This window comes from Bacillus sp. MC1252, assembly GCF_056838025.1.
This window is the reverse complement of sequence record NZ_CM166369.1, coordinates 2,591,201-2,609,255: the sequence shown is the minus strand read 5'-3', so window position 1 is coordinate 2,609,255 and position 18,055 is coordinate 2,591,201. Positions and strand designations below refer to the sequence as shown.

17 protein-coding genes are annotated in these 18,055 nt (G+C 40.5%); 6 read left to right on the top strand and 11 right to left on the bottom strand.

All coding sequences use genetic code 11. The annotated features are described in order from the left end of the window. Positions 1-32 precede the first annotated feature (32 nt). On the top strand, positions 33-647 hold the full coding sequence (locus tag ACYH0L_RS13385; protein WP_230031046.1) for a LysE/ArgO family amino acid transporter: 615 nt from the start codon (positions 33-35) through the stop codon (positions 645-647). 205 nt (positions 648-852) lie between these two features. On the opposite strand, the gene ACYH0L_RS13380 is transcribed toward ACYH0L_RS13385, so the two are convergent. Next, positions 853-1,284, bottom strand: coding sequence for a MarR family winged helix-turn-helix transcriptional regulator (locus tag ACYH0L_RS13380; protein ID WP_230031045.1), 432 nt, complete (start codon positions 1,282-1,284; stop codon positions 853-855). Between the two features lie 116 nt (positions 1,285-1,400). Here ACYH0L_RS13380 and ACYH0L_RS13375 point away from each other — a divergent pair, with 116 nt between their 5' ends. Together ACYH0L_RS13375 and ACYH0L_RS13370 are read left to right on the top strand one after the other, a co-directional pair. Then, the gene (locus ACYH0L_RS13375; RefSeq protein ID WP_099726864.1) at positions 1,401-1,988 is read left to right on the top strand and encodes an NAD(P)H-dependent oxidoreductase; all 588 of its coding nucleotides are present in this window, start codon (positions 1,401-1,403) and stop codon (positions 1,986-1,988) included. 104 nt (positions 1,989-2,092) lie between these two features. Continuing rightward, positions 2,093-3,445, top strand: coding sequence for an amidohydrolase family protein (locus ACYH0L_RS13370; protein ID WP_230031044.1), 1,353 nt, complete (start codon positions 2,093-2,095; stop codon positions 3,443-3,445). 43 nt (positions 3,446-3,488) lie between these two features. Here ACYH0L_RS13370 and ACYH0L_RS13365 read toward each other — a convergent pair whose 3' ends face one another. Both ACYH0L_RS13365 and ACYH0L_RS13360 read right to left on the bottom strand, forming a co-directional pair. After that, positions 3,489-5,426 carry an ABC transporter permease gene (locus ACYH0L_RS13365; protein WP_230031043.1) on the bottom strand — a complete coding sequence of 646 codons (1,938 nt, stop codon included), beginning with the start codon at positions 5,424-5,426 and terminating at the stop codon, positions 3,489-3,491. After that, entirely contained in the window at positions 5,416-6,177 is a 762-nt protein-coding gene (locus ACYH0L_RS13360; RefSeq protein WP_230031042.1) for an ABC transporter ATP-binding protein, read from the bottom strand. Before ACYH0L_RS13360 ends, ACYH0L_RS13365 begins: the two co-directional genes overlap by 11 nt. A gap of 392 nt (positions 6,178-6,569) precedes the next feature. Here ACYH0L_RS13360 and ACYH0L_RS13355 point away from each other — a divergent pair, with 392 nt between their 5' ends. Both ACYH0L_RS13355 and ACYH0L_RS13350 read left to right on the top strand, forming a co-directional pair. After that, positions 6,570-6,914, top strand: a complete 345-nt coding sequence (locus ACYH0L_RS13355; protein WP_099726868.1) for a PadR family transcriptional regulator — start codon at positions 6,570-6,572, stop codon at positions 6,912-6,914. Further along, complete coding sequence (locus ACYH0L_RS13350) at positions 6,905-8,158, top strand: FtsW/RodA/SpoVE family cell cycle protein (RefSeq protein WP_230031041.1); 1,254 nt, start codon at positions 6,905-6,907, stop codon at positions 8,156-8,158. Before ACYH0L_RS13355 ends, ACYH0L_RS13350 begins: the two co-directional genes overlap by 10 nt. 71 nt (positions 8,159-8,229) lie before the next feature. On the opposite strand, the gene ACYH0L_RS13345 is transcribed toward ACYH0L_RS13350, so the two are convergent. The 8 genes from ACYH0L_RS13345 to ACYH0L_RS13310 all read right to left on the bottom strand — a co-directional run bounded on the left by ACYH0L_RS13345 (position 8,230) and on the right by ACYH0L_RS13310 (position 16,598). Further along, positions 8,230-9,234, bottom strand: coding sequence for a sensor histidine kinase (locus tag ACYH0L_RS13345; RefSeq protein ID WP_230031040.1), 1,005 nt, complete (start codon positions 9,232-9,234; stop codon positions 8,230-8,232). Then, positions 9,234-9,923: a response regulator transcription factor gene (locus tag ACYH0L_RS13340; RefSeq protein ID WP_180275497.1), complete on the bottom strand. Its 690-nt coding sequence runs from the start codon at positions 9,921-9,923 to the stop codon at positions 9,234-9,236. The genes ACYH0L_RS13345 and ACYH0L_RS13340 overlap by 1 nt, the downstream gene beginning before the upstream one ends. 110 nt (positions 9,924-10,033) lie before the next feature. Next, on the bottom strand, positions 10,034-10,951 hold the full coding sequence (locus ACYH0L_RS13335; RefSeq protein WP_099726872.1) for an iron-hydroxamate ABC transporter substrate-binding protein: 918 nt from the start codon (positions 10,949-10,951) through the stop codon (positions 10,034-10,036). Positions 10,952-11,150: 199 nt separating this feature from the next. Then, entirely contained in the window at positions 11,151-11,750 is a 600-nt protein-coding gene (locus tag ACYH0L_RS13330) for a response regulator transcription factor (RefSeq protein ID WP_099726873.1), read from the bottom strand. 11 nt (positions 11,751-11,761) lie between these two features. Next, complete coding sequence (locus ACYH0L_RS13325; RefSeq protein ID WP_099726974.1) at positions 11,762-12,883, bottom strand: sensor histidine kinase; 1,122 nt, start codon at positions 12,881-12,883, stop codon at positions 11,762-11,764. A gap of 116 nt (positions 12,884-12,999) precedes the next feature. After that, positions 13,000-14,049 (bottom strand): Delta(5) desaturase DesA, encoded by a 1,050-nt coding sequence (desA, locus tag ACYH0L_RS13320; RefSeq protein ID WP_099726874.1) that lies wholly within the window; start codon positions 14,047-14,049, stop codon positions 13,000-13,002. Positions 14,050-14,239: 190 nt separating this feature from the next. Beyond that, positions 14,240-15,682, bottom strand: a complete 1,443-nt coding sequence (locus ACYH0L_RS13315; protein WP_256498906.1) for a DEAD/DEAH box helicase — start codon at positions 15,680-15,682, stop codon at positions 14,240-14,242. Positions 15,683-15,794: 112 nt separating this feature from the next. Beyond that, a complete protein-coding gene (locus tag ACYH0L_RS13310; protein ID WP_230031038.1) occupies positions 15,795-16,598 on the bottom strand; it encodes an NAD kinase in 804 nt (267 codons plus the stop codon). 446 nt (positions 16,599-17,044) lie between these two features. Between ACYH0L_RS13310 and sppA the strand changes: the two genes are divergently transcribed. Further along, a complete protein-coding gene (gene sppA / locus ACYH0L_RS13305) occupies positions 17,045-18,046 on the top strand; it encodes a signal peptide peptidase SppA (protein WP_099726877.1) in 1,002 nt (333 codons plus the stop codon). Positions 18,047-18,055: the final 9 nt, after the last annotated feature.

Below are 18,055 nucleotides of genomic sequence, written 5' to 3'. Positions count from 1 at the left end.
AGGAATTACTGGAAAAAGGAGAATGTTTGAAGATGTCCATTGCTATCATTCATGGAATTGTGCTTGCTTTTGGTCTTATATTACCTTTGGGAGCTCAAAATGTATTTGTATTTCAACAAGGAGCGCTTCAGCCTCGATTGTATCGCGTGCTGCCTGTTGTCATCACAGCGGCTCTTTGTGATACACTTTTGATTACTCTAGCGGTCATCGGTGTTTCGGTAGTGGTGTTAACCATTCCTATGCTGCAAATCGGTCTTTATATCATTGGATTTTGTTTTTTACTTTATATGGGATGGTCGGTGTGGAACACAAGCTCATCATCAGATGATAAAGAAAAGACGGAAATGATGCCTGCTAAAAAACAAATCGTATTTGCCTGTTCAGTTTCACTTTTAAATCCTCATGCGATTCTAGATACAATTGGTGTAATTGGAACGAATTCTCTTCAATATAACGGTGCTGAAAAAGTGGCGTTTACACTGGCCTGTATCATTGTCTCGTGGTTATGGTTTATCGGGCTTGCTCTTTTAGGGAAAATGTTAGGGAAGCTAGATACAAACGGCAAGTGGATGAACCGTATCAATAAAGCTTCAGCGATCATGATCTGGCTGGTCGCGTTATACATCGCGTATCAGCTGGTTGTGTAAAGATATATAGAGGAAAAAGATTGCATGAAGACGATGTTCAAAAATGTAAAGCAAAGAAGCGTTTGGATGAAAAGCATCCAGCGCTTTTTTTGTGCATCTTGGAAGGGAAGTTTCAGTGACAATGATGACGAATCTTTTAGCGTCTCTTCATGAAAGAATTCAAAAGATCCTTTGCATGAGCGGTACGCGCATGCTTTTTTCATGTTCATTTTTTAAAAATCGTTTGATTTAATAGGCGGAGAGCTTGTACGATGTCATCCATTTGTTCTATGTCTGAGGAAGATAGGCTGCCAATTAGCATTGATTCAATATGCTGAAATGCTTCGTTCATACAGGCTCGGCCTTTTTCAGAAAGCATAATCACATGCTTTCGTTTGTCATCTTGATCTTCTTGTCTATCGATGAATTGTTTTTCGTGAAGTTTCTTCAGTTCTCTGCTGACATTTGGTAGAGACATGTGCTGGCAATCAGCGATTTGACTAGGTGTAAGCGGCTCACTGACAGCTAGCTGCTCTAGAATCAAATATTGTAAGGTTGTTAAGTCAGATGGTTTCACCTTGCTCATCAGGTCATGTTTTCGCTCAGAAAAAGTAGAAGCAAATGCTACGAATTCCTTGAAGAAATGTGGATTTTTCATGATTTTCACCTCTTACGTAACATACCAAATTTATTATCAAAAAACAATTATCATTTGACAACTAAATAGATTGGATGTATTATTTGTTATCAAATGATAACTAAAGGAGACGAAATATGAATGTTCTCATTATTTATACTCACCCTCATCACAATAGTTTGAATGGTGCTTTTTTGAAAGAAATCGTCAAAGGCAGTGAAGAAAATTCAAAGGTTCATGAAGTGAGGATCATTGATTTATATCAAGAAGAATTTGATCCTGTTCTTATTTTTAATGAAGAGAAAAAAAGGCGTGATATGCATAAGGATCCTGACATTCAGGTGTATCAGGAAAAGATCAAATGGGCGGACAAAATCGTGTTCGTTTATCCGATTTGGTGGGGGCGGCCGCCAGCCATGCTGCTTGGCTTTATCGATCGCATGTTTGCGGCGAATTTCGCCTATCGTCAAACAGGAGGGCTGCTTCCAGAAGGGTTGTTAAAAGGAAAAAGCGCTGTTTGTGTATCAACTATGCAAGGGCCGGCAAATTATCCATTCTTCTTTTTGCAAAATGCTCACAAGATGTTAATGAAACGAGCCCTGTTACAATATGTCGGAATCAAACCTGTGAAGTTCTTTGAATTTGGCATGATGGAAAGTCCAAAAGGCAAACATGACATCAAGATAAAACGGATATACAACTATTTTCGAAAAATGAGCTCGTAAAACATTTGCTTGAGTCACTTTTCTTCTAATTTGATCCTGTTCTGTTTTAAAATGACAGAGAGGGTGGGGTGACTCATCTTCGTCATATGAAAAGGGGGATATAGATGAAGAAAACATTGTTTAAAGATGCAGCTCTCATAACACTTGATCCATCTTTAGATTTTCTAGAAAAGGGAGATCTACTAATTGAAGGGGCGCATATTTTAGAAGTCGCACCTTCGATTGACGCAAGTGATGCAGACATTGTCGATGCATCCGATATGGTCATCATGCCAGGGCTTGTGGATACCCATCGTCATGTGTGGCAGTCTGTCATCCGGGGCATAGGGACAGATTGGTCTTTGCAGACGTATTTGAGCAAAATATATTATGGCAACTATGGGGCGATGAGACGTCCATCAGACGATCGAATCGCCAATTATTTAGGGGCATTAGAGGCTTTAGATGCAGGGGTGACCACATTTTTAGACTGGACGATGATTAATTCAATGGATCATACAGATGAGCTCATTGGAGGATTAAAAGATGCGGGCATTCGGGCTGTTTTTGCTTTTGGTACCTCTGGAGATGCTGAATATTGGGATAGGGAGAGCACACTCACCAATATGGAAGACGCAGCCCGCGTGAAAAAAGCACATTTCCAATCAACAGATCAGCTGCTGACGATGGGACTTGCGATTCGTGGACCTGAGTTTTCCTCATGGGAAACCTCGGTATTTGAAATCGAAACAGCAAGGTCTCTAGATGCACTATGCAGTATGCACATCGGTTTTGGTAATTGGGGAGCGGGGGATCGTTCGATTGAGCGGCTTCATAAAGCAGGGTTACTAGGACCGGATCTGAACATGGTGCATATCAATGCAATTGATGCGGATCAAATGAAAATGCTGGCAGACAGTGGAAGCTCAATCTCTATTACACCTGAAATTGAAATGATGATGGGGCACGGTTATCCCGTGACAGGACTTGCGATTGAACAAGGCGTTCTTCCAACGCTTGGTGTAGATGTGGTAACAGCGACTGGCGGAGATTTGTTTGCACAAATGAAATTCGGGCTTCAGGCAGAGCGGGCGATCCAAAATCAATCTTTATTGATGGAGGGGACGATGCCAGGACCTGAACTTGGGCTCTCTGCTCATCAAATGCTTGAAGCTGCGACGATAAACGGAGCACGTGCCTTGCAGCTTGATCATAAAATTGGGTCACTCTCACCTGGGAAAGAAGCTGATTTCATCCTGATTGATCGGACAAGCATGAATCTTCTGCCAATGACAGATCCAGCTGGAGCAGTTGTCCAAACGGCACATCCTTCAAATGTTGATTCTGTCTATGTTGCTGGAAAAGCAGTGAAGCAAAACGGGAAACTTGTCGGTGTGAACCTAGAAGAGGTGAAACGAAAAGCTTATGCGGCAAGAGACCATATTTTATCGCATAAGTTTGAATCAACACCATCCTAAATCAAGCATAATATCCCCATAGGCGAGGCCTATGGGGAATAGATTACAAGGATTCTTTAATGACTTTTTTATAATACTGAACTGACAGGAATCCGAAGACTGAATACAAAACGGTATAAATCGACATGACGATGAGCATTGGTGTCCACAGTTCACCGCCGAATAAAAACCAGCCTGACTGTACAGCAAAGTAGCTGTGCAGCAATCCGATGATGAGCGGAATCCCAAAGTTAAATAGCTGTTTGAGCCGAATGCCTTTTAATAGATCTTTTTCAGTAAAGCCAAGCTTACGTAAGATCGTGTACGAGCTTTGTTCTTCTTCACTTTCATTCATTTGTTTGAAGTATAAAATACAGCCTGATGTGACAAGGAAGCTTAGACCTAAGAATCCGACCACAAACATCATCAATCCTATTGTTTGTTTTTGCTGCTGAGTTGAAGCTAATCGAGACATGCTGTCATCGCCCAGTTTTAAAGAAGTAAAGACGTCATTGGCTTGTTCAATATGTTTCTCATCATTTACATTGATCGCAATATATTGGTTATTCTCAAGCTGAAGCTTAGGATCCTTGTTTTGATCCAGCTGTTCAAAGACGCTTTGACTAACAACGGCAACAGGCAGGCCGCCAGCAGTGAACCGGTAAGAGATTAAGTGATCTTTCTTCATATCAATCACTTTTAAATTAATTGGTTTCTTTATTAGAAGTTTCACATCACCTGAACTTTTAATCGGCATGAATTTTCTCAATAAATCATTGTAGCCGCTTAAGATGACTTCGTTGTTCTCCACATGAATGCTTGGTACGTTCTTCTCACTGATCACAGGTAGTGTCAATACTTCTGGGTTCTTATTCAAACTGCTTAACTCTGTATCAATGATCTTTTTTGCATCAAAATCAGCTTGAATGACCTTGAACTGTTGCTTGTCATAAGCAATATGTTTGTCAGAAAGTGCACGAGTGAAGGTGGCTGCTTCCTTCTCTGAGCCCATGACGAAATGAGCTGGAATTTGTTGTTCAGCGGTTTTTTCTGCTGAGTAATAGGAAATGTAGCTAAGGGATAACAAACCGATCGCAAGTGCAGATACGGTTGTAATAATCGTTAAAAGCAGTGCATTTGATTTTAGCCGGAACATAATGGATGACAGAGACAAGACTTCATGAATGGCTAGGTAGCCATTCTTTCTTTTACGTACGATATTGGCAATGAACGAAACAGAGCCTTTATAAAAAAGAAAGGTACCGATTATGACAGAGCCTAGAATATAAATCATGGCTAAAAATAACGAAAGCATTGACGTGTATGTGCCAGTAAAAAGCTGAGAAGAAATGTAATAGCCTGAGCTGATCAAGACAATACCGAAAACCCCAATGATGATTTCAAACACAGAGATTTTTTTTACGCGCTGCTCTGTAGAAGACGTTGTTCTAAACAAAGATAAAATCGTCTGCTTGTTAATAAAACGTCTATTTCTCAGCAGAATCAATACATAAATCAATAGAAAGACAATGAGCGTTTGCAGAAGAGCCATGCCTGAAAAATGAAGATTGGCGATGGCGTTCACGCCGGTCACTTTAAATAACACCATCAGCATGAGTTTTGAACCGATAAATCCAGCGATTATGCCAAGAGCCATGGCGATCATGTATAGGATAAAGTTTTCTGCGTTGAGCAGTCTGGCAATTTTTTGTTTGGTCATCCCAATGAGCTGCAAGAGGCCGATTTCTTTCCCTCTGCGCTTAATGAAAATGCTATTCGCATATAAGAGGAAGATGCCGACGATGGCAATGAGCAGGATCGAAGCGGCTTTAATCGAAGCACCGCCTTTAATGGACCCTTTCACATCATCAAGTGCTGGTGAATACTGCAAGGTGACAAAAGAAAAATAGAGCGCCACACTAAATATAAGAGCGAACACGTATAAGTAGTAATTCTTCAAATTTTTCTTCAGGTTTCGGAAGACGAGCTGATTAATGTTCATGCTTTACACCGCCTAAGACACCTTGCGTTTTCATAATATCTTCGAAAAACATCTTTCTCTCTAAAGCGCCTTTATTCAACTGTGTATAGATCTGTCCATCCTTGATAAAAATGACTCGTCTTGAATAGCTGGCGGCGACAGGATCATGTGTGACCATCACAATGGTCGCTTTTCGTTTTTGATTAAAATCTTGCAGCTTGTTGAGTAAATCAGATGCAGATTTGGAATCGAGTGCCCCAGTTGGTTCATCAGCGAAAATGAGACTAGGCTCATGAATGAAGGCACGAACCGCCGACGTCCGCTGCTTTTGTCCCCCAGATAGTTCATTCGGATATTTGTCTTTTAGTTCATAAATCCCCATATCCTCAGCGAGCTGTTGAAAACGTTCAAAAGCTTCTTTTTTAGGTGTTTTGGAGATCGATAATGGCAAAAGGATGTTCTCTTTGACCGTGAGCGTATCAAGTAAGTTATAATCCTGAAAGACAAAGCCAAGCTGTTTCTTTCTGAATTCAGCGAGCTGTTGATCTTTCATTTGAGTCATATCAGCATCTGCGATACGAATCGATCCGCTGGACACATGGTCGATAGATGACAATACGTTCAGAAGGGTTGTTTTCCCCGAGCCTGATGGTCCCATAATGCTGACAAATTCTCCAGCTTCTATGGTCAGATCAATGCCTTTAAGCACCTCTTGTTTGTTGAATTTATTTCCGTAGCTTTTATATAGCTTGCGCGCTTCTAAAATGTTCATATGTCGAACCCCTTTTTCTTTTTTTAAATTGATAACTCTAGTATAAAAAGAAGCCGGATCGACTTCCTTCGATTTGGCGAACAAAACAGACGAGCATGTGACATTATTGTCACATGCTTGTTTTATAAAACAATTCACATGTTTTTATGTAGAATCCGTGCCTACTATTAGAAACTTTACTTATCTTTTGCAGAAAGCGGTGCTCTTTATCAATCATTTTATCTGTTTTTCGCTCTTATGTATCAATCTTCTTTGATTTTTCTTGTCATCATGATTTCGGATGTAGAATAAAAGTCCATGTTTTTGAATCTTTACATGGTATATTTTTTCATGTATGCTATACACATTAAATATATGCATAGTAAATCTATGTATTAGAGGTGATTGTGTTGATGAAAGTGAGTAAAGAGCTTCTAAAGGGAAGTACAGCTACACTTATTTTAAGCTTATTAAATGAAAAACCGATGTATGGATATGAAATGATTAAAGAATTGGAGGCGAAGTCCGAAGGTATTTTTAGCTTTAAAGAGGGAACGATTTATCCCATTTTGCACAATTTGGAGGGGAAAGAATTGATTGTCTCTTACTGGGGCGAAGGAAATGGCAATCGGAAAAGAAAGTATTACAAAATAAATGAACAGGGCAAAGCATTTATAAAGGAAAAGAAAGAAGAATGGAACGTTTTCAAAGATGCAGTCGATGGCGTTCTGAACGGAGAGAAAATCGTATGGGATTAGAAAAAAAGTTCGAAAAGTATATAAAGGATGTATGTAAACGAATCAAAAATAAAGATGTACATTCGAGTATAAAGCTTGAGCTTAGCGATCATCTATATACGCTAAAAGAGGAAGCGATGAATGCTGGGATGCCTGAAGAAGAAGCGGTAGATCAAGCGCTGGATCAAATTGGAGATGCAGCCATTATCGGAACGCAGCTCCATGAAACACATAGAACCCAAATGGATTTTAAAACGATACTTCTTGTGTTAGCCACTTGTTCATTTGGACTGCTTGTGATGTACTTTTTGCAGTTTCATTCTAGTTTTACAAATCTTCAAGACATGAATATTTTTTATAAAAGTCTCGTTTTTTATTTATTTGGTCTTGTGGTTATGTTTGGTTTGTTTGCGTTCGATTATCGACGCTTATTGAAATACTCTTGGCATTTATACATAGGGACGCTCGGAACGCTGCTTCTTACGATGTTTTTTGGTGTAAGAGTGGACGGTATTCTCTTTTTAAGAATAAGTGATGTATCGATCAATCTGACTGAGATGGTGCCGTTTCTTGCGGCCGTTTCTTTAGCAGGTATTTTTCACTCTTGGAATTGGGGGAATGGTTTCAAATCTTGGCTCGGAGTAGGGATTATGGCTTTACCCATTCTTTTAATAAGTACGATTGGCTCGCTTCCTGCGACCATCATCTGTATCGTCATGTGCATAACGATTATGTATGTATCAAGTGCAAGCATGAGGCAAATGATTCCGCTGACAGCAGCAGGTGTTTTATATCTTATTGTTGAATTATTTTCTCTTTTTCAAGCAGATATGTACCCTTACTCTTACACAGTTCATGAATTTAGTTCAAACGGGCTTCATATCACTCCGTCTGCAATGTCTGAGGTTCACACTGATTGGATGTTTACGTATATCATTTATTCATTCGGCTGGTTCGCAGGGGTGACTGCATTCATGTTGTTTGTCTTTTTTATTTACAGAGTATTTCATACAGCAAAACGAGTCCAATTGGCTTATGGGAAAATGATCATGACAGGCTTGGGAGCTACGTTTGCAACAAAATTTATCTTAAGTATCTTCACAAACTTTGGCTTATTGGCTTTACCTGGGGTGTCCATACCTTTCATGAGCTATGGGGGTTCTCATATTCTTCTAGAAATGATGGCTGTTGGCCTGCTCTTGGGTATTTATAGAAGGAGGCAGATGGGAGATGTTTTTCATCAAGAAGCGGGAAATATTTCATAAGTAGATTACCCAATCTCTTCACGACAGCTTTCAGACTTTTATGAAGAGATTGGATGTGATCCGTCATGTGCTTACATGCTCGCAATATGAACAAAATCATTCTTTTTCGGAAAGATCAAGGTGAAGGTTGTACCTTGATCTATAGTGGAGTTGACCTCGATCGTGATATGAAGAGCGTCTGCTCCTTTTTTGGTTAAATAGAGCCCCATTCCCGTTGAGGCGGTGTCATTGTGATGTCTTGTGGAGGTGAAGCCCTTTTCAAAAATGCGAGACACGTCTCTTGGGTCAATTCCTCTGCCTTGATCTGTGATTGACAGTACAACTTGTTCATTTATTTGTCTGCTTTCGATGACAATATCAGACGAATGGCTGTACTTGACTGCGTTTGTCAGCACTTGTCTGATCATAAAGGATAACCATTTTGTATCACTTAATACGCCGCGTTCTTCAAGCGCCAGTTCAAAGCCAATTCCTTTTTGCATGCACCATGATTGGAGGGCTTTGATTTCTTTCGCTATGATGCTTTGCAGATCCAGCTTTTCAATAAATAAATCATTTTCGATATGACGTATTCTGCTTTGGTGCAGCTGGGCATCGAGTAATAAATGAATTCTAAGCCACTCGTACGTCATATTTGATTTCAGCGGCTGTTCTGTTAATCGGTCGATCATTAAGTGCATCGCCGTGAGCGGTGTTTTGACCTCATGTATCCATGAAAGCAGTTCATCTTTTTCTTCTTCAAGGGCGATTTTCTGCTCTGCCGCCATCTGCCGGTAGCGGTCGATTTGCTCTGACGTCGCATCATGTACGAGCTGTTCAAATGGGGAAGAGGGAGCGAGCAACATTTGATGATCAATGTTTTCGTCCCATTCTTTCAGCCTTTCATAATAAGCCGTTTCTTTTCGATAACGGAAAAAGAGAAAGACGATCATGAGTAACGTAGACAGTAACACAATATAAAAAAGAGAAGCCATTGGAATGGTCGTATCCAAATAAGCAACAAAAAGAATGAGAAGCTGCAAACTAAGAAAGAACAGAATCCAGCTTCTTCGTTCTTTTAAAAATGCTTGCAGCATCATTGATCATCCTTTTCCTTTGCAAGATAACCCTGCCCTACTTTTGTTTCAATGAAGGTGCCAAGGGAGATCTCGTCAAGTTTTTTTCTGAGGCGATTGACGTTGACAGTCAGCGTATTGTCACTCACAAATCGTTCATCCTCCCATAACGCTTGTATGAGTGATTCCCGGCTGACGATATGATGTTTATGCTGAACCAATTCCTTGAGAATAAATAATTCATTTTTCGTTAATTCAACCTCACCGTGTTCATTTGTCACGGTGTTTTTTTCTAGGTCAATGGTAGCGCCGCACCAAACCTTTAAGTTGGCCGGTTCTGCATTATAATCATGCACGCGGCGAAGAACAGCACTTACTTTGGCGATGAGGACGTCAAAGTGAAAGGGCTTCTGCACAAAATCATCGGCACCGAGCTGCATCGACATGACCATATCAGCAGGGTGGTCTCGAGATGAGAGAAAGATGATCGGAACATTTGAATGATGCCGAATCATCCGGCACCAATGAAAGCCATCGTATTTTGGCAGCTGAATATCAATAATGACTAGATCAGGCTGGATGGAAGTAAACTCCTGCATGACCTGATGAAAATCGTGAATCCCATAGACATTATAGGACCAGTTAACTAAGCGTTCTTTGATTTCTTGGAAGAGGGTTGTATCGTCCTCAATCAGCAAAATTTTAAACAAAACCAGCACCACACTTTTTGAATTAGCTTGTATGTAATTGTAGCGGAAAAAAGGCGCTGCCGCTAGAAGCAGACAAGAAAAAAGCAAGGGAAGAGGTCCCTTGCTTCAGCTTATTTACCTAAAAAATGCTTTTTAAAGAATGATAGTTGATATTCAAGTGTGAGTGGATCGTTAAAGTAAAATTCTTCCGCATTTGCTTCGAACACACGATGTTTTTTCACGGCAGGAATGGACTTGTAGATTTCACTGTTTTGATAGGAATTGTCCATTTCACTGTTTTTGCTAATGATCATATAGTCTCCAGCAAATTCAGGGATGACCTCTTGCGAAACTGCATAGTACCCGGCTTTTAACGCTTTTTCCTTAACCTTCTCAGGCATTTTCAGTTTCATTTCTTGATAGAGGATTTCTGTACCGCGACCCCATGCATCTCCAAACACATAAAGATCTTTTGTGCCGCTTTCAAATACAGAAACCGTCGCATCTTCACCGATCTTTGCTTTGATTTCTTTTCCAGCTTCAGCTGCGCGTTCTTTGAAATCTTTCACCCATGCTTTGGCTTCTTTTTCTTTGTTTAATACTTTTCCAATTTCAATGTGCTGCTGAAGGTAATCGACTTTGTTATACGTGAACAAGACCGTTGGTGCGATTTTTTTCAGTTTCTCTACATTTTTTGTATTGCTTAAGCCAATGATGACATCAGGCTTTAGCTTCATGATTTTTTCTACATTTTCATCCGATACTTCTTCCACATTTTTTAATTCCTTTTGGAAGCGTGGATTCTTTTTTGACCAAGAGTCAACGCCAACAAGGTTCACACCAAGTGACATGACATTGCCCGTGTAAGAGCCGAGAACAACGACACGTTTTGGATGCGCTGGCAGCTTAACAGGGCCATTTTCAGATTGATATGTAATCTTGTCTGACGTTGATTGTTTTCCTTTATTTGAGGAAGAGTTGCTGCTATTGCCACATGCGCTCAACGCAAGTACAAAGATGAGCATCAGAGGGAACAATATTTTCTTCATGAATGTAGACTCCTTTGAAAGCGGCATATATGCCGGATATTTGGTTGTATTAGTGATAATGATAATTATTATCACTTGGATATCATATCATAAGACTGCGGTCTGTTGTCAATTACATTTTGTCAGTTGCTGATAAAAAATAGAGGGAATCTTTTAGAAAGAAAAAAAGATCAAGGCAGCGTATGACCTGATCTTTTTTCTATTTAAACCAGCCTTTTTCTTTAGAGCGTGTGATGGCCTCAATGCGGTTTTTGACTTCAAGTTTATCTAAAATAATGGAAATGTAGTTCCGGACAGTGCCGCTTTTAATACTGAGTTCCTTTGCAATTTCTTTTGTGTTTTTGCCGTCTGCGACGAGTTCAAGAACGGATTTTTCTCGTTCGGTTAAAGGATTTTCGTCACTATATAAATCCTCCATCAATTCCGGGGCGTACACCTTTTTTCCTTTCATCACGCTGCGAATGGCACTTGCCAGATCTTCACTTGGGCTGTCTTTCAGCATATAGCCGCTAACGCCAGCTTTCAGCGCCCTTTGGAAATATCCAGAACGGGCAAAGGTCGTTAAAATGATGATTCTCACATCTGATTCCTTGAGTTCTTCGGCTGCATCAAGTCCAGATTTCCCTGGCATTTCAATATCCATTAAACATATATCAACGGGGTGTTTTTTAGCAAAATCAATGGCGTCCTGGCCGTTTGTGCCTTTTCCAACAACCGTCATATCGTCTTCTAAATCAAGTAGTGAACCGAGTGCACCAAGCAGCATTTGCTGATCTTCTGCGATAAAGATGTTGATCATTTCATTTCCTCCTATTCTTTGGCTGCTGAATCATTTGGAATGCTCATGATCAGCTTCGTCCCATGTTTTGTCTCAATATGAAGGCGTCCATTTGCAAATTCCAATCTTTCTCTAATCCCTAAAAGGCCATGTCCCTTCGTTTGAGAGGAGGGGTGATCTCCTTTAAATGTTCCATCATCTTCAACCGTGATGACGGCTTCTTTTGCCTTTTGGTGAATGGTGATTTTACAGACAGTGGCTTCACTATGTTTAACGACATTCGTAACGGCCTCTTTTATGCACATGCTCACAATGTTTTCGTTGAGAAGAGAGATGTGTTTCGGTGCTCCCTTTTCATCATAGATCAATTCAATCCCGGCCGCTTCGAGAATTTGCTTTATGTTCGACATTTCATCCTTGATTCGAATGCCTTTCATGGAGGAAACGATCTTCCGCACTTCATTAAGAGACGTTCTAGCGGTCTGCTGGACGCTTTTTAGTTCGGCACGAGCTTGTTCAGGATCTTTATAGATGAGTTTTCGAGCAAGGTCACTCTTTAAACCGATAAGAGAAAGCTTTTGGCCAAGGGTGTCATGCAGATCACGGGCAATGCGCTGCCTTTCTTCAAGCTTCACAAGATCGGCGATCCGTTCATTGGCATCTTCTAATTTCTCTTCAAGCCGTTCACGTTCTTTCCTGCTTCGAATGCTGAGAGGGAGGAGAATGGCACTAATGAGTGTGATCACAACAAAAGGAATTTGTGTGAGAAACCATCCCTTTTTTAAAATCAAGCTAAAGTTCACCGCAACAGCGGCGCTCCCGACATGAATATAGTATAAGATATAAAAAGGTACTTTTCTTTTAATATGTCCATTGAAATAGGCGATGCAAAAAGCGAAATAAATGTAGCTGTAGAGCATCACGTAGCCAGTAGAAATTGCAATCAATAGAAGGCCGAATACATATAAAGCCCAGCCTTTTGCGACAAAGGCAAAACGATACACGGCAAAAAAGACGACGTTTAATATGATGCCGATCACAATACCTAAAGTCGAAGGCGTCTTAAGGATAAAATAAAAGGGCAGGATGAAAAAAATGGCCCATATATATGGGGAAATCCCATGCAATTTTTGAATTTTAAGTTGTTTTTTCATCCGTGAATCACCTTTTCCATTTTCATTCTTTTTCACTACTTTATCAAATTGAACACGTTGCCGCATCCTGTAAATACCAACAAGCCCCTTCTATTGTAAGAAAGAGCTTGCGTCGTTTAAGCATTCTTCTTGAGAATGTCTCCTTTGATGACAGGTGTGCTTTTCGTCTGGCGCGCCTCTCTAAAGGTAACAAATGCTTTCGTTTCCTCATCCCAAAGTCTGAATTTCATTGAATCAATACTTGTTTTCAGCGTAATGGTTGGAACATTTTGAAGCGGCTCACTATGCTCATGAGCATGCTCTAAATGATAATTCGGTACCCTCGGACTTAAATGATGGACATGGTGATAACCGATATTGCCTGTTAACCATTGAAGGAGCTTTGGCAATTTGTAAAAAGAACTGCCTTCTACAGCTGCCTGCACATAATTCCAATGCTCATCAGCTTCAAAGTAAGAATCCTCAAACGTATGCTGCACATAAAACAGCCATACACCAATTGATCCAGAAATCAGAAAGATTGGACCTTGGACAAGTAACAAACCTTGCCAGCCAAAAAGGAGATAGGTAGCCCCTGCGAGCAAAACAATCGATATGTTTGTAAAATAGGTATTCCAGCGCTCTTTTTTACGAGCATTTTTGACGTTGAAGCGGTTTTGAAACAGGAAAACAAAGATCGGTCCTAAAATAAACATGACAAAAGGATTACGATAAAATCTGTAGCGAAATTTCGTCCATACAGATGCTTCTTGATATTCTTTGACTGTCAGGAGCCAAATGTCACCAGTACCTCGTTTGTCTAAATTACTGCTTGTGGCATGGTGAATCGAATGATCTCTTTGCCATTGAAGATAAGGGAAAAGGGTGAGTACACCCGTTATGAAACCAAACAGGTGATTCAGCGGCTTCTGTTTAAAAAAGGATTGATGGCAGCAGTCGTGAAAAATAATAAAGACACGTACTAAAAAACCAGCTGCAATAACCGCAAAGAAGAGGGTTAAAAGGTAGGAGATGTTCAGGCTATAATAGGCAAGAAACCAAAGCCCCAAAAATGGAATAAATGTATTAAAGAGCTGCATGATACTTTTTTTTGAATCAGCACCAGAAAATTGGCCTACTTGTTTTCTTAAAGTGGCTTGCTGCTGTGTGTTTGTTGAAGTCGTCATGAAAGTTCAAGTCCTTTCCGTTTCTTTCTACTTCAAAGTATAGAAGGAAAGTCGTCATGCTCATAGTAGCACCCATCATGTATTTGATATGACATTTGTCATGTTGGAACATCAAAAAGCCTGACAGCATCAGGGTTTGTGGATTCATTTCATCACAAATAAAAAAGTAAAGGCGCTTGGCCTTCACTTTTTATGAGCGTGCTTCATGTACTTTTAACTGCTTGCCTTTAATGGTTGTGTGACGCATAGCATTCAGTACAAGAGGACCTTTCCCGTTTAAAATATCTACATACGTTTTCGTGTCCTGAATCGTAATAATTCCAATGTCATCGAATGCAACGCCTTCTATTTTCGCAATAGTCCCAACGAAATCAACGGCCCGCAGTTTCTTTTTCTTCCCGCCGTTAAAATAAAGCTTCATAATATCTTTTTCTACGCCGGCTTGCTTATTTTCCTTTTGAATAGGTGTTTCAATCTTCTCTTCGAAGCTGGCTACATGCTGCTCTGCTTCTTCCTTCGTCGGATAAGGCTGAGTGTGGAAATCAATGCCAGCATCCTGCTTTAATTCATCAATGAGCGGCTGCGCGTGCCTTGTCATAAACGCAATCGTTTTCCCGCTTTTACCCGCTCTACCGGTTCTTCCAGTTCGATGAATATAGCGTTCTTTTTCATAAGGCAGGTCGTAATGAATGACATGTGTCATATCGCTTACATCGATTCCCCGGGCTGCTATATCTGTTGCGATCAGATAGCGGAACTCACCGTTTTTGAATTCATCCATGACGTCAAAGCGGTCTTCCTGTCTCATGCCCCCATGGATTTTGTCGCAAGGGACATCCCAATCGTCCAGCTTGATCGTCAGTTCATTCACGCGTTCCTGTGTATTGCAGAAAATGATACAGCTATCAGGATTTTCGATGACGATCGTTCGCTGGAGAAGTGAGAATTTGGCTTCTTCCTCTGTTTCAATCACGGTGTGGGTGATTTGCTGCACAGATTTTGCCTCACGTGCAATCTCAATCACTTTTGGCGATTGTAAAAATTGCTCGCTCAATTCTTTCATTTCAGCAGACATCGTCGCTGAAAACAGCATCGACATGCGCTTTGGCGGCAGATGCTGAATAATGGAAGAGACTTGATCAATAAATCCCATGTTCAGCATTTCATCTGCTTCATCTAACACGAAAAATTTGAGGTTTTCTAAAGAAAGAGTACCCTTTTCTAGGTGATCCAATATTCGCCCTGGTGTTCCGCACACAACATGGTTTTTTTGTGCAAGCTCTACTTTTTGGGCTTGAAAAGGGGCTTTTCCATAAATGGCTGCCGCTTTGATTCGTTTAAATCGTCCAAGGCTGGTGAGGTCTTGCTTGACCTGCATTGCAAGTTCGCGTGTTGGAACGAGGATGAGGGCTTGGGGTTTATTTTCAGCCCAATCCACCATTTCACATATAGGCAGACCATAGGCTGCTGTCTTGCCGCTGCCTGTCTGAGATTTGACGATTAGATCCTGCTTTGAAAAAGCAACCGATAACGTCTCGTGCTGAACGGGTGTAGGTGTATGGAAGTGAAGCGCTTCTAACGCTTGTTTCAATTCATCACTTAATGGATATTGATCAAAATGTTGTAATGGCATCGTGTTCTCCTTTTCGTACATTCATACTTGTGACATCATACCATATCTTTTCAAAGACACCATGACCTTGAATGAAAAGACATGAAAAAAAGCCCCATATAGGAGCTTTTTATTAAAGGAATCTGCGTTTGACTTTTTCCCAGTATGAGTTGTCTTTTAATTTCACCGTTTTAATCACTTTTCCTGAAAGGCCAATGTCAATTTGTTTGACGTGTTTTGTGCCGAGGGCTTCATTATCAAGCCCGATAATCGGATGGTCGTTTCCGTCCTGCACGACCTTCAGCGTCAGCTTGCGGTCACTGCTTAAGATGAAAGGAGCGCCAAGCGTACGGTACGAGTTGTTATTAAGAGATGCAAGCTCTGTCACTTGCATACAAGGGAGCATCGGATCAACCACGGCGCCGTTTACGGATTTATTGTAGGCCGTTGAGCCGGTCGGAGTCGAAATAATCATTCCGTCGCCTCTAAACGTTTCAAAGTGAAAATCATCTATATATACATCGATGACAAATGTTTTAATGATGCTAGAGCGGATCGACAGTTCGTTTAAGCAATGGAACTGATTTGTACTGTCAACGCTTACATCAATGACTGGATATTTCCTCACTTCAATCTGTTCGGTGTTCATGGCATCAATCATTTTATCAAAATGTTCTAATGAAAAATCGCAGTATAGATGCGAATTCTCAGTTTTTGATACCCCTACATACAAGCAGTCATCACGGAAATTCGTTTTGCGGACTGCTTGAAGAAATGTGCCATCCCCGCCAATTGAAGCAATAATATGGGCATCCTCTGCACGCTTTACGACTTGAAAGCCTTGATCAGTAGCGAGCTTCTCCAGAGAAGAAATGTGTCCATCCAATTCATGATCTTTTTTGTAAAAGAAAAATACATTGCGACGATTGTCTGTCATTGACGTTCTCCCCTTCGTTGTCAAAAATAGATTTCCAATATTAAAGGGCTTACATGTAAACCCTTGCTCACATTTTACACTTTTTTCATATGAAAGTAAAAACATTAGAAAGACGCCTATCATGATAGTGTTTGCTTTTTAGAAATGAGTCGATGTAAGTGATTCGAAATGACTGACTTTGAGCATAATTGAATAGCTGTTTTCTAATGAAAGAATGGTCTGGGTGTTTTGTTGTGGTGAACATCTAGACTATTAGGTGTAGGGAGAGGATAAAAAAGCCAATTTTTCGTCATGAGCTTCTCATAGTAGACGATGCAAAGTTGATCGTCATTTAAGATAGGTGCTATCATATGTTGAAATGAAATGTAAAAAAACCACAATTCCTGTGAAACATTTCATGTGGATATTCGTATGAATGAAGTGAGACAAAAAAGGAGGAGAAAGAGATGAATGCGAAAAGATGGGTAGCCTTAATCATTGCACTTGGTGTTTTCGGATCTTCAATTGTCATTAGTGTCACGATGGCCTTGTTCGAAAGTTTCAATGACAATAAAATGAGCTATCAATTCGGGGATGAAATAGAAGAGAAGGTACTAGAGGATGGCAGCGGTGCAGGTAAAATTGCTGTTCTTGAGATTAATGGAACGATTCAAGATAATGGCGGTGCATCAAGCCTTTTAGGCGGAGAAGCGTATGATCATCGTGCGTTCTTAAAAGAACTAGATAAAGCAAAAGAGGATGCATCTGTAAAAGGTGTCCTGCTGCGAGTGAATTCTCCTGGCGGCGGTGTCTATGAAAGTGCTGAAATACATAAAAAATTAGAAGAAGTGAAGAAAGCGAAGAAGCCAGTTTACGTCTCCATGGGCTCAATGGCAGCTTCTGGCGGTTATTATGTGTCGACACCAGCGAAGAAAATCTTTGCTTCACCTGAAACATTAACAGGTTCTCTAGGCGTGATCATGCAAAGCTTGAATTATTCAAAGCTGGCGGATAATTTAGGCATTAAATATGAAACCATTAAGAGCGGGAAATTCAAAGATATCATGTCTCCAAATCGTGATATGACAAAGGATGAGCGCGACATCATGCAAAGCATGGTCGACAACTCCTATGAAGGGTTTGTCAAAGTCATTTCTGAAGGACGCGGCATGTCTAAACAGGACGTCAAGAAAATTGCCGATGGCCGAGTATATGACGGAACACAGGCGAAGTCCAACGGATTAGTGGATGAGCTTGGATACTATGAAGATGCACTAAAAGCGATGAAGAAAAATGAAAAAGGCTTAAAAGGGGCAAAAGTCATCAGCTATTCTCAAAGCTTTGGCTGGAACTCTCTTCTGAATATGAGTGCAAGCAAGCTCTTTAAAAGCGAAATTGATTTTCTGAATTTAAAAGAAACACTGGCTGGCTCAAACGGGTCTAAACCGATGTATCTCTATTCAAAATAAAGGAGGGAT

Bases quoted from the DNA above. Each gene is read 5' to 3' on its own strand.
- ACYH0L_RS13360 (WP_230031042.1), bottom strand. From the start codon at position 6,177: ATGAACATTTTAGAAGCGCGCAAGCTATATAAAAGCTACGGAAATAAA.
- ACYH0L_RS13380 (WP_230031045.1), bottom strand. From the start codon at position 1,284: ATGAAAAATCCACATTTCTTCAAGGAATTCGTAGCATTTGCTTCTACT.
- sppA (WP_099726877.1), top strand. From the start codon at position 17,045: ATGAATGCGAAAAGATGGGTAGCCTTAATCATTGCACTTGGTGTTTTC.
- ACYH0L_RS13370 (WP_230031044.1), top strand. From the start codon at position 2,093: ATGAAGAAAACATTGTTTAAAGATGCAGCTCTCATAACACTTGATCCA.
- ACYH0L_RS13335 (WP_099726872.1), bottom strand. From the start codon at position 10,951: ATGAAGAAAATATTGTTCCCTCTGATGCTCATCTTTGTACTTGCGTTG.
- desA (WP_099726874.1), bottom strand. From the start codon at position 14,049: ATGACGACTTCAACAAACACACAGCAGCAAGCCACTTTAAGAAAACAA.
- ACYH0L_RS13315 (WP_256498906.1), bottom strand. From the start codon at position 15,682: ATGCCATTACAACATTTTGATCAATATCCATTAAGTGATGAATTGAAA.
- ACYH0L_RS13375 (WP_099726864.1), top strand. From the start codon at position 1,401: ATGAATGTTCTCATTATTTATACTCACCCTCATCACAATAGTTTGAAT.
- ACYH0L_RS13350 (WP_230031041.1), top strand. From the start codon at position 6,905: ATGGGATTAGAAAAAAAGTTCGAAAAGTATATAAAGGATGTATGTAAA.
- ACYH0L_RS13355 (WP_099726868.1), top strand. From the start codon at position 6,570: ATGAAAGTGAGTAAAGAGCTTCTAAAGGGAAGTACAGCTACACTTATT.
- ACYH0L_RS13345 (WP_230031040.1), bottom strand. From the start codon at position 9,234: ATGCTGCAAGCATTTTTAAAAGAACGAAGAAGCTGGATTCTGTTCTTT.
- ACYH0L_RS13330 (WP_099726873.1), bottom strand. From the start codon at position 11,750: ATGATCAACATCTTTATCGCAGAAGATCAGCAAATGCTGCTTGGTGCA.
- ACYH0L_RS13365 (WP_230031043.1), bottom strand. From the start codon at position 5,426: ATGAACATTAATCAGCTCGTCTTCCGAAACCTGAAGAAAAATTTGAAG.
- ACYH0L_RS13325 (WP_099726974.1), bottom strand. From the start codon at position 12,883: ATGAAAAAACAACTTAAAATTCAAAAATTGCATGGGATTTCCCCATAT.
- ACYH0L_RS13310 (WP_230031038.1), bottom strand. From the start codon at position 16,598: ATGACAGACAATCGTCGCAATGTATTTTTCTTTTACAAAAAAGATCAT.
- ACYH0L_RS13385 (WP_230031046.1), top strand. From the start codon at position 33: ATGTCCATTGCTATCATTCATGGAATTGTGCTTGCTTTTGGTCTTATA.